This is a genomic window from Cellulophaga omnivescoria, from assembly GCF_001999725.1.
Taxonomy (GTDB): Bacteria; Bacteroidota; Bacteroidia; order Flavobacteriales; family Flavobacteriaceae; genus Cellulophaga; species Cellulophaga omnivescoria.
In genome coordinates this window covers 165,269-177,090 of the sequence record NZ_MDDP01000050.1, presented here as the reverse complement: position 1 = coordinate 177,090, position 11,822 = coordinate 165,269, and the positions used below count along the sequence as shown (strand labels likewise).

General features: G+C 33.9%; 10 protein-coding genes. All 10 read left to right on the top strand.

The annotated features are described in order from the left end of the window. Positions 1-31 precede the first annotated feature (31 nt). The 10 genes from ccoS to BFJ87_RS16055 all read left to right on the top strand — a co-directional run bounded on the left by ccoS (position 32) and on the right by BFJ87_RS16055 (position 11,819). Positions 32-232: a cbb3-type cytochrome oxidase assembly protein CcoS gene (gene ccoS / locus BFJ87_RS16100; protein WP_077407028.1), complete on the top strand. Its 201-nt coding sequence runs from the start codon at positions 32-34 to the stop codon at positions 230-232. 3 nt (positions 233-235) lie between these two features. Further along, on the top strand, positions 236-2,434 hold the full coding sequence (ccoN, locus tag BFJ87_RS16095; protein ID WP_077407025.1) for a cytochrome-c oxidase, cbb3-type subunit I: 2,199 nt from the start codon (positions 236-238) through the stop codon (positions 2,432-2,434). Between the two features lie 4 nt (positions 2,435-2,438). Continuing rightward, positions 2,439-2,633, top strand: a complete 195-nt coding sequence (locus tag BFJ87_RS16090) for a CcoQ/FixQ family Cbb3-type cytochrome c oxidase assembly chaperone (RefSeq protein WP_077407023.1) — start codon at positions 2,439-2,441, stop codon at positions 2,631-2,633. Between the two features lie 4 nt (positions 2,634-2,637). After that, a complete protein-coding gene (locus tag BFJ87_RS16085; RefSeq protein ID WP_077407020.1) occupies positions 2,638-3,525 on the top strand; it encodes a cbb3-type cytochrome c oxidase N-terminal domain-containing protein in 888 nt (295 codons plus the stop codon). Between the two features lie 30 nt (positions 3,526-3,555). After that, complete coding sequence (ccoG, locus tag BFJ87_RS16080; protein ID WP_077407017.1) at positions 3,556-4,971, top strand: cytochrome c oxidase accessory protein CcoG; 1,416 nt, start codon at positions 3,556-3,558, stop codon at positions 4,969-4,971. Between the two features lie 11 nt (positions 4,972-4,982). Further along, the gene (locus tag BFJ87_RS16075) at positions 4,983-5,429 is read left to right on the top strand and encodes a FixH family protein (RefSeq protein ID WP_077407014.1); all 447 of its coding nucleotides are present in this window, start codon (positions 4,983-4,985) and stop codon (positions 5,427-5,429) included. A gap of 2 nt (positions 5,430-5,431) precedes the next feature. Beyond that, positions 5,432-6,133, top strand: a complete 702-nt coding sequence (locus tag BFJ87_RS16070) for a sulfite exporter TauE/SafE family protein (RefSeq protein WP_077407012.1) — start codon at positions 5,432-5,434, stop codon at positions 6,131-6,133. A gap of 19 nt (positions 6,134-6,152) precedes the next feature. Beyond that, on the top strand, positions 6,153-7,421 hold the full coding sequence (locus BFJ87_RS16065; protein WP_077407009.1) for an acetyl-CoA hydrolase/transferase family protein: 1,269 nt from the start codon (positions 6,153-6,155) through the stop codon (positions 7,419-7,421). Between the two features lie 76 nt (positions 7,422-7,497). Then, the gene (locus BFJ87_RS16060; RefSeq protein WP_077407006.1) at positions 7,498-7,911 is read left to right on the top strand and encodes an HYC_CC_PP family protein; all 414 of its coding nucleotides are present in this window, start codon (positions 7,498-7,500) and stop codon (positions 7,909-7,911) included. A 125-nt stretch (positions 7,912-8,036) separates the two neighbouring features. Further along, the gene (locus tag BFJ87_RS16055) at positions 8,037-11,819 is read left to right on the top strand and encodes an efflux RND transporter permease subunit (protein ID WP_077407003.1); all 3,783 of its coding nucleotides are present in this window, start codon (positions 8,037-8,039) and stop codon (positions 11,817-11,819) included. Positions 11,820-11,822: the final 3 nt, after the last annotated feature.

The window sequence follows — 11,822 nt, the reverse complement described above, 5'->3', positions numbered from 1 at the left end:
CGGTAATTTTGTCTTATAAATTCAGGTAGGTATGAGTGTAATTTATGTGTTGCTGTCTATAAGTATTATAGTGGCGCTGTTTTTCTTTTTAGCATTTATAATATCGGTAAAGAGTGGTCAGTATGATGATTCTTATACACCATCTATACGTATGCTTTTTGAAGACGAACTTGTACAAAAGAGCTCTAGTACTAAAGAAAGTAAAAAAATCGAACAAACTAAGATGAATTAAATTATGGAAGTACAACAGTTTTATTACGATAACAAAATCGTAAAGAAATTTCTCTATGCTACAATATTTTGGGGTATTGTAGGGATGTCAGTAGGTCTGTTATTAGCCTTTATGTTTCTTTTCCCAAATTTAACCGATGGTATTTCATGGTTAAGTTTTGGTAGGTTAAGACCATTACATACCAATGCGGTAATTTTTGCCTTTGTAGGTAATGCTATTTTTGCAGGTGTATATTACTCTACACAACGTTTGCTAAAAGCACGTATGTTTAGTGATGGCCTAAGTAATTTTAACTTTTGGGGTTGGCAAGCTATTATTGTTGCTGCAGCTATTACACTACCACTTGGTTACAGTACTTCTAAAGAATATGCAGAGTTAGAGTGGCCTATAGATATTGCAATTGCTGTTGTTTGGGTAGCTTTTGGTTGGAACCTTATTGGTACAATGTTACGCAGAAGACAAAGACATTTATATGTAGCAATTTGGTTTTACCTAGCAACATTTGTAACTGTAGCTGTACTACATATTTTTAATAGTTTGGAGTTGCCTGTTAGTGCCTTAAAAAGTTACTCTGTTTATGCAGGTGTACAAGATGCATTGGTACAGTGGTGGTACGGGCATAATGCCGTTGCATTTTTCTTAACAACGCCGTTTTTAGGGTTAATGTATTACTTTGTGCCTAAGGCAGCTAACAGACCTGTATATTCTTACAGGTTATCTATAGTACACTTTTGGTCCTTAATATTTATTTATATCTGGGCAGGACCTCACCATTTATTGTATTCTGCATTGCCAGATTGGGCACAAAACTTAGGAGTGGCATTCTCTATAATGTTACTAGCACCATCTTGGGGTGGAATGATAAATGGACTTTTAACCTTGCGTGGTGCTTGGGATAAAGTACGTACAGACCCAACGCTTAAATTTATGGTAGTAGCTATCACAGGTTATGGTATGGCAACTTTTGAAGGTCCTATGCTATCATTAAAAAATGTAAATGCAATTGCGCATTTTAGTGACTGGATTATTGCACACGTACACGTTGGGGCATTGGCCTGGAACGGCTTTTTAACTTTTGGTATGATTTACTGGTTGGTACCTAAAATGTTTAAAACAAAATTACATTCTACAGGTTTAGCTAATGCACACTTTTGGATAGGTACTTTGGGTATTATTCTTTATGCATTGCCAATGTATGTGGCTGGTTTTACACAAGCTTTAATGTGGGAAGATTTTAATCCAGATGGGACATTAGTTTATGGTAACTTTTTAGAAACAGTAAAAGAAATTATACCAATGTACTGGATGCGTGCAATAGGTGGTAGTATGTACATATTAGGTGCGTTTATTATGTTGTATAATGTGTTTAAAACAGTGCGTTCTGGACAAAAAGTAGAAGATGAGTTGGCAGAAGCTGCACCTCTTACAAGAGTATCTAAAAAAAGAACAAAAGGAGAAACATACCACTCTTGGTTAGAGCGTAAGCCTGTACAGTTAACAATATTGGCTACTGTGGCTATTTTAATTGGTGGCATTGTGCAAATAATACCAACAATATTGGTAAAATCTAATATACCAACTATAACTAGTGTAAAACCCTATACACCTTTAGAGTTAGAGGGTAGAGATTTGTACATAAGAGAAGGTTGTGTTGGTTGCCATTCGCAAATGATTCGCCCTTTTAGAGGGGAGGTAGAGCGCTACGGTGAGTATGCCAAAGCAGGAGAGTTTGTTTATGATCATCCTTTTTTATGGGGAAGTAAGCGTACAGGTCCAGATTTATTAAGAGTTGGTGGTAAATACTCAGACAATTGGCACTTAAACCATATGTATGATCCACAAAGTACCTCATCTGGCTCTATAATGCCAGCTTACCAATGGCTTGTTCGTAATGAGCACGATAGAAGTAATATTAAAGCTAAAATGGAAGCAATGGTAGCTCTTGGTGTACCATATACAGAAGAAGATATTGCTAACGCAGAAAAATCTATGGATGTACAGGCTACTAAAATAGAAAAGAACTTATATACAGATCCAGATTTTGCAAAGAGCTACGAGGCAGATAAAAAGTTTGCTAAAGATAGCGGACAGCCTTTTGTAGAAATGAGAGACAGAGAAATAGTATCTCTAATAGCTTACTTACAGCGTTTAGGTACAGATATTAAAATAAAAAACACGGAAGAAACAACAGCTAAAAAATAATGTTATGCTAAAATTTATAAAAGGACATATGGAGAGTATGGAGGGTATAGCAACTTATCCTATGATATCGCTACTTATATTTTTTGTGTTCTTCACCATACTTTTTTGGTGGGTGTTTACAGCAACAAAAGAGCATATTAAAGAGGTAAGTAATATACCTCTAGAAGATGATGATAAAACCAACCTAACAAAAGAATAATACTATGAAAAATATGACACCTTGGTGGATAAGGATACCTCTAGTTTTCTTTATCGTTTTTGGATTAATGGAATACTTTATAGATTCTGGTGACCAGCCAGCGTTTATTGCTTACCCAATTGTTTTAGGTTTTTTAGTACTAGTGTTATTAATCTTAATAGCATCAGAAGTAATAGTTAGGTCTATAGAAAATGTAATGTTCCAGACCTTACCAGAAGAAGCAAAACAGAAGTATTTAGAAGAAGATACTAAAAAGTTTGAGTGGAAATGGGGGAAAAGAGTTTATGCTAAACTATTAGGTTCTAAGCCTATGGAAGAAGAGCATGAAATAATTTTAGATCATAATTATGATGGTATACAAGAGTTAGATAACAATTTGCCGCCTTGGTGGGTGTACCTTTTTTATGCAGGTATCATATTTGGTGTGGTGTATTTAGCAAGATTTCATGTGTTTAATGATTATGACCAGGCTTTGGAGTATGAGCAAGATGTTGCTGCAGCCAAAATAGAAATAGAAGAGTACAAAAAAACAGCTAAGGGTTTGGTAGATGTTAATACAGTTGAGGTGCTAACTGAAACTGCAGATATAAAAGCTGGTGAAAAAATATATCAAACAAGTTGTGTTGCTTGTCATATAGCAGATGGTGGAGGCGGTATAGGACCTAACCTTACGGATGAATATTGGATTTTAGGTGGTGGTATTAAAAATGTTTTTAATACCATATCTGAAGGTGGTAGAGACGGTAAAGGTATGGTTGCCTGGAAACAAATATTAAAACCTTTAGAACGTGCACAGGTAGCAAGTTATGTTTTAACATTACAAGGTACAACCCCTGCTAGTCCTAAAGAACCGCAAGGAGAAATTTGGAAACCAGAACCAACAGAAGAATAACAACGGAGTATTACTAGTAAAAACAACACAATGGCTGCAGATGAAAAGTTTAGAGATTCTATTGGTACAATAGATACTGACGGCAAAAGAGCTTGGGTTTTTCCTAAAAAACCTAGTGGCAAATTTTACAATTATCGCAAAATTGTTAGCTACACTTTGCTGTTGTTTTTACTAGTATCTCCTTTTATAAAAATAAAGGGCAACCAATTTATATTGTTTAATGTCATAGATCGTCGTTTTAACATATTTGGTTTTCCTTTTTGGCCACAAGATTTTCATTTGGTAGTAATATCAATGATTATAGGTGTTGTTTTTATTGCTCTTTTTACCGTTGCTTTTGGGCGTATTTTTTGTGGCTGGATGTGTCCGCAAACGATATTCTTAGAAATGGTTTTTCGTAGAATAGAATATTGGATAGAGGGTGACCGTGGCGCACAAATGCGTTTAGATAAGCAAAAATGGAATGCAGATAAAATAAGAAAAAGAGTTACCAAATGGATTATCTTTTTTATCATCTCATTTATAATTGCTAACGTTTTTTTGGCGTATTTAATTAGTAGTGATACGCTAATTAAATACATAACAGACGGACCATTGTTGCATACCAGTACAATAATTTCATTGTTGATTTTTACTGCGGTTTTCTATTTTGTTTTTGCTTGGTTTAGAGAGCAAGTATGTATAATAGCTTGTCCTTATGGGCGTATGCAAGGTGTACTCTTAGATAATAAATCTATTGTAGTAGCGTATGACCATAAAAGAGGCGAAGGACAAAATGGAAGAAAAAAGTTTAGAAAAAATGAAGATCGCACAGCACTTGGTCACGGAGATTGTATAGACTGTGCGCAATGTGTAAATGTTTGTCCTACAGGTATAGACATAAGAAATGGTACGCAACTAGAATGTGTTAATTGTACTGCTTGTATAGATGAGTGTAATACCATAATGGAAAAAGTAAACTTGCCAAAAGGTTTAATTAGGTATGCCAGTGAAGATAATATAGAAAAGAAAGCCAAGTTTAAATTTACACCAAGACTAAAAGGTTACTCGGCTGTTTTAATAATTTTAATTGGATTGCTTATTGGTATGCTGTTTTTAAGAAACGATTTAGAAGCAAATATTTTACGACTTCCAGGTCAGTTATACGAGCATAAAGAAGGAAGTATAATTAGTAATGTATATACGTTTAAACTGGTGAATAAAACAACAGAAGATGTTACAGATGTTAGTTTTAAACTGCTATCCCACAAAGGAACAATTAAACTGGTTACACATAAAAACTTTAACGTACCAGCACAAGAGCTGGCAGAAGGCACATTATTTATAGAAATTAATAATGCAGCTTTAAATGGTGATAAAGACAAGCTTAAAATAGGAGTGTATAGCAATAATAAATTGGTAGAAACAACTACAGCACGCTTTTTGGCACCAAGAAGCTACAAATAAAAAAATAAGTTATGAAAATAAATTGGGGAACAGGAATAGTACTGGCATTTGTAGGCTTCATTAGCTTTATATTATACTTTGTTGTTAGAATGAATTCTGAGAACAGAGCAAAACATGATTTGGTTACAGAAGAGTATTATAAGGCAGAGTTAGGGTATCAAAAAGAAATTAATGACGTTACCAATGCTTATAAATTAACTAATAAACTAGCTGTAGATAAAACTAAAGATGGCTTATTAATAGTTTTTCCAAAGGATCAAGATTTTAATAAAATAACAGGTAAGGTGTCCCTATATAGGCCATCTAATAAACAATTGGATTTTAGCTTACCCATAAGTTTATCCAAAACACATTTGCTCATACCTGACAAACGTTTGTTAGATGGTCGTTGGGACATTAAAATTGCTTGGCAATACAACAAAGAAGAGTATTTACACAAACAAAGTATAACGTATTAAGTATGCTATTTTCTGCTTTTATATTAGGGTTAATGGGGAGTTTGCACTGCGTTGGTATGTGCGGACCAATAGCCTTTATGTTACCGGTAGATAGGCATAGCAAGTTTAAAAAAACAATTCAGATATTTATTTATCATTTTGGTAGGTTGCTTGCTTATGGAGTAATAGGTCTTGTTTTTGGGTTGTTAGGCAAAGGCTTGTATGTTTTTGGCTTACAGCAGAAATTATCAATTACAATTGGAGTTTTAATGATTATTATTGTTTTAATTCCATCTAAAAAATTACAAAAATACAATGTGTCTAAACCTATTTATAGGCTTATTTCTAAAGTAAAATCTAGACTGGGAATAGAGCTTAAAAAAAGAACTCCAGATACGTTTTTAACCATTGGTTTTTTAAACGGATTTTTACCTTGCGGCTTGGTATATATGGCATTGTTTGGTGCTATTGCTATGGGTAATGCAGTGCAAGGCTCTTTGTATATGATAATCTTTGGCGCTGGTACTATACCACTTATGACAATTGCTGTTTATTTTGGTGGAATGCTAAAAGGTGTTGCGCGTAAAAAAGTACAGCAATTAATTCCTGTTTTTGTAATTGTAATTGGAGTCTTGTTTATTCTTAGAGGCTTGGGCCTCGGTATTCCTTATGTTTCTCCAAAACCTGTGGTAGAAATGGTTTCTACCAATATGGAATGTCACTAATCACTAAATTTTTAATGTTATGAATATTGTTTCTGCAGCGCAAGCAGCACAATCTATAAAATCTGGTAATAGAGTATTTTTACAGGGTGCAGCAATGACACCTAATGTGTTAATAGAAGCTATGTGTGCCAGGTATAACGAGTTACAAAACGTAGAAATTGTATCTATACATACAGAGGGGCAAGCAAAATACGCACAAGAGCCTTACAGTAAAAGTTTTAAAATGAATAGTTGCTTTGTTGGTAGCAATGTCAGGCAATTAATAAACACCACACAGGGAGATTATATTCCAATTTTTTTAAGCGAAATTAACCTGTTGTTCAGAAACGGTATTCTTCCGTTAGATGTTGCTGTAGTGCAAGTGTCTCCACCAGATAAACACGGGTATTGTTCTTTAGGTGTTTCTGTAGACATAACATTACCAGCCATACAAACAGCAAAAAATGTTATAGCACAAATAAACCCTTGCGTGCCCAGAACTCACGGTGACGGAATTATACACATTAATGATATAGACTGTGCTGTTGAGGTCAATACTCCTATACATTCCCATAGCATATCATCAATATCTAATATAGAGCAAGAGATAGGTAAACATGTTGCAGGTTTAATAGATGATGGCGCAACTTTGCAAATGGGTATTGGTAACATACCAAACGCTGTATTAAGCAATTTGGGCAACCATAAGCGTTTAGGAATACATACAGAAATGTTTTCTGATGGTGTGTTACCTTTAATAGAAAGCGGAGTAGTTACAGGTGAGGACAAAGCTGTAAAACACGGAAAAATTGTAACTTGTTTTGCTGTAGGTTCTCAAAAATTATACGACTTTGTAGATGATAACCCATTGGTGCATTTTAAAGAAGCTGCTTATACTAATGATACTTCTATTATACGCAGAAATCCTAAGGTTACAGCAATTAATAGTGCCATAGAAATAGATCTTACGGGCCAAATTTGTGCAGACACTATTGGTAGTAAGCAATATTCTGGTGTAGGCGGACAAATGGACTTTATACGCGGAGCCTCTTTATCTAAAGGTGGTAAACCTATTTTTGCAATGCCATCTATTACTGCTAAAGGTATTTCTAAAATAACATCGTTTTTAAAACAAGGAGCGGGCGTTACTACAACACGTGCTCACGTACATTATGTAGCCACAGAATACGGTGTAGTTAATTTATATGGCAAAAACTTGCAAGAAAGAGCAAAGGCACTAATATCTATTTCTCACCCTAATTTTAGAGAGGAGTTAAGTAAAGAAGCTTATAATCGTTTTAAAAGCTAATTATAAATGTTATATACATTGTTTTAAGAGGGTTATAACACTATCAATTCTTTTTTTTTGTATTTTTGCATTAAGTATGAAAAAAGTATTTCAAAAAATAATGTCTAGCTTGTTGGCTATTGTAGTTTTATTTTCTACAATGTCATTTTCTTTAGATATGCATTTTTGTGGTGATACTTTGGTAGAAACAGCTGTTTTTCATAAGGCAGAAGGTTGTGGTATGGAAATGCAAAATCCGCAATCTAAAGGGTGTTCTATTACAAAAAAAAGTTGTTGTAAGGATGAGCAACTACTAATAGATGGGCAAAGCAATTTGCGAATGTCTTTAGATAAGGTCTCTTTTGATCAGCACATATTTGTTACATCATTTATTTACTCTTACATTTCTTTATTTGAAGATTTACAAGAGAATGTAATATTATACACAAAATACAATCCTCCACTCGTCATCAAAGATATTTTTAAGTTAGACGAGACTTATTTAATTTAATTTTTTTAGTAGTTGGTTATAATGCAAAGCTTTTTGTGTTAGGCCTTTATGTTTAGAAGTTAACTTTTTTATAAAGTACTTCTTGGTATCTAATACCTTGTATTCACTACTAAATTTTAAAATTAATGCTAAATAAAAGTATCAAATTTCTGATAGAAAATAAGCTTGTAGCTGTTTTACTACTTGTTCTTTTTATAGGTTGGGGAACAGTAAATGCACCATTTAATTGGGATACAGGTTTTTTACCAAGTAATCCGGTAGCTGTAGATGCTATACCAGATATTGGCGAGAACCAGCAAATTGTGTATACCAAATGGGATGGTAGGTCTCCACAAGATATAGAAGACCAAATTACATACCCGTTAACAGCTTCTTTGTTAGGTATTCCTGGAGTAAAAACCATTCGTAGTTCATCTATGTTTGGGTTTTCTAATATTTATATCATTTTTGAGGAGGATGTAGATTTTTACTGGAGTCGTAGTAGAATTTTAGAAAAACTAAACTCTTTACCAAGTAATTTACTACCAGAAGACGTTAACCCTGCTTTGGGACCAGATGCAACAGGTTTGGGGCAAGTATATTGGTATACACTAGAAGGTAGAGATAAAGATGGTAATGTTACTGGTGGTTGGGATTTAAATGAGCTTAGAAGTATACAGGATTATTACGTAAAGTTTGCACTGTCTTCTGCAAGTGGTGTGTCTGAGGTAGCCTCTATTGGCGGTTACGTACAGGAATACCAGATAGATGTTGATCCTGAATTAATGCGTCAATATAATATTGGTTTAGATAAGGTTGTAAAAGCGGTAAAAGACAGTAATAAAGACATTGGTGCGCAAACTTTAGAAATTAATAAAGCAGAATATTTAGTTCGTGGTTTAGGGTATGTGAAATCTGTAAAAGATATAGAAAATGCTGTAGTTAGTTCTGTTAATTATACCGCTATTAAAATAAAAGACATTGCTAAAGTAGTTTTAGGACCGGCAACCCGTAGAGGTATTTTAGACAAAGAAGGAGCAGAGGTTGCGGGTGGAGTTGTAGTTGCGCGTTATGGTGCTAACCCAATGGAGGTTATTACCAATGTAAAAGAAAAAATAAATGAACTTAGTGCAGGTTTGCCATCTAAGGTCCTAAAAGATGGCAGAACATCACAATTAACTATAGTTCCTTTTTATGATAGAAGTGAGCTTATACAAGAAACACTAAATACATTAAATGAAGCTTTAACACTAGAAATACTAATTACTATTTTAGTAATTATTGTAATGGTGTTTAACCTTAGAGCATCTGTTCTTATTTCAGGTTTGTTACCAGTTGCGGTTTTAATGGTCTTTGTAGCTATGAAACTTTTTAATGTAGATGCCAATATTGTAGCACTTTCTGGTATTGCAATTGCCATTGGTACAATGGTAGATGTAGGTGTTATTTTATCAGAAAATATTATAAGGCATATAGATGAGGAAGATCTTAGAGTTAAAAATGAAAAGTTAAAAGTTACCTCTATAAATATTGATGAAGAAAAATTATCAATCAATCAAATTGTATACAATGCTACTGCAGAAGTTTCCGGAGCAATTGTAACCGCTGTATTAACCACAATAATTAGTTTTTTACCTGTTTTTACTATGCTAGGCGCAGAGGGTAAATTATTTAGACCATTGGCTTTTACCAAAACATTTGCGCTTATTGCTGCATTGGTTATAGCGTTATTCTTAATTCCACCATTTGCTGCATCAATATTTAAAAAAGTCAACCTTAAAAAAACAGTATCTAATGTTTTAAATGCATTATTAATTGTTGTTGGTAGTGCAATATTAATATATGGGTATTGGATAGGTGCTTTACTTATAGGCTTTGGTCTTGCTGCTTTTTGGTTTGCTTTCTCGCATCAAAAAGAATATAGAATATCGTTTTTCAATTTCAATTTTAGAATTAATAAGAATACGGTAAATATAATATTGTCTTGTGTTGCTATTGTGTTTTTACTAGCAGAACATTGGAGACCATTAGGTGTTGGTAATAGTATATTTTTAAACCTTCTATTTGTTTCTATTATTTGTTTTGGCTTGTTAGGTGTATTTAGTGTTTTTCAAAAATACTACAAGCAAATTTTAGGGTGGGCGTTACAAAACAAATTGTTGTTTTTATCAATTCCTTTAGCGCTAGTTGTTTTTGGATTTTTCATTCTTAAAAATACAGGTAAAGAGTTTATGCCGTCTTTAAATGAAGGTTCGTTTTTATTAATGCCTACATCTATGCCGCATTCTGGCGTAGAAGAAAATAAACGCGTTTTGCAGCAGTTAGATATGGCTGTGGCTGGTATTCCAGAGATTAAAACTGTAGTTGGTAAAGCTGGTAGAACAGAATCTGCTTTAGACCCTGCACCATTATCTATGTACGAGAATATGATTCAGTATAAACCAGAATATATGCTGAATAAAAAAGGAGAACGGCAACGTTACAAAGTAAATGATGATGGTGATTTTGTTCTAAAAAACGGAATGTTATTACGTGTAGAAGAACGTGAAACTTGGGAATCCATCAACTTAAAACAACAATTAATCCCAGATAATAAGGGCGAATTTTTTCGTAATTGGCGACCAAAAATTAAAAATCCAGATGATATTTGGAACGAAATTGTAAAAGTTACCAAATTACCAGGAGTAACCTCTGCGCCAAAACTACAACCTATAGAAACTCGTCTAGTAATGCTGCAAACAGGTATGCGTGCACCAATGGGCATAAAAGTAAAAGGTCAAGATTTAAAGGAAATAGAGGCTTTTGGTATTCAGTTAGAGGATATTTTAAAGCAAACAGAAGGTGTAAAAGTAGAAGCAGTTTTTGCAGATCGTATAGTAGGTAAGCCTTATTTATTAATAGATATTGATAGAGAAAAAATAGCGCGATACGGAATTTCTATAGAAAATGTGCAAAGCGTTTTACAAGTTGCCGTTGGTGGTATGGTATTAACCAAAACAGTAGAAGGTCGCGAGCGTTATGGTGTTCGTGTGCGTTACCCAAGAGAGCTGCGTAGCAATCCGGACGATTTAAAAAATATTTATATTCCAGTAGAAAAAGGGAGTCCAGTTCCGTTAAGCGAATTGGCAAGTATTACCTATGAGCAAGGGCCACAAGTAATAAAGAGTGAGGACACTTTTTTGGTTGGTTATGTTTTGTTTGATAAACTAGACGGTTTTGCAGAGGTAAATGTTGTAGAAAATGCACAAGAGTTAATAGAAAGTAAAATTAGTACGGGAGAATTGGTTGTGCCAAAAGGAATAAATTACCAATTTACGGGAACGTATGAAAATCAGTTACGTGCAGAAAAAACGTTGTCTGTTGTTGTGCCATTGGCGTTGGTAATTATTTTTCTAATTCTGTATTTTCAGTTTAAATCGGTGACAACTACATTAATGATTTTTACAGGAATTACAGTTGCTTTTGCAGGTGGTTTTATAATGATGTGGCTATATGGTCAAGATTGGTTTTTAAATTTTAGCCTATTTGGAGAAAATTTAAGAGACTTATTTAACATGAAAACTATTAATTTAAGTGTAGCAGTTTGGGTTGGTTTTATTGCATTATTTGGTATAGCTACAGATGATGGTGTTGTAATGGCAACATATCTTACACAGACTTTTAATAAAGAAACCCCAACAACTAAAAACGAAATTAGATTAGCAACTTTAGAAGCAGCAGGAAAACGTATTAGACCTTGCTTAATGACAACCGTTACAACTGTTTTAGCATTGTTGCCAGTACTTACGTCTACTGGTAGAGGCAGTGATATTATGATTCCTATGGCGATTCCAATTTTTGGTGGAATGATTATAGATATAACATCCTATTTTATTGTTCCGGTTTTATATAGTTGGAGGGAAGAGGCAAAGTTGAAAGTGAAAAGTTAAAAG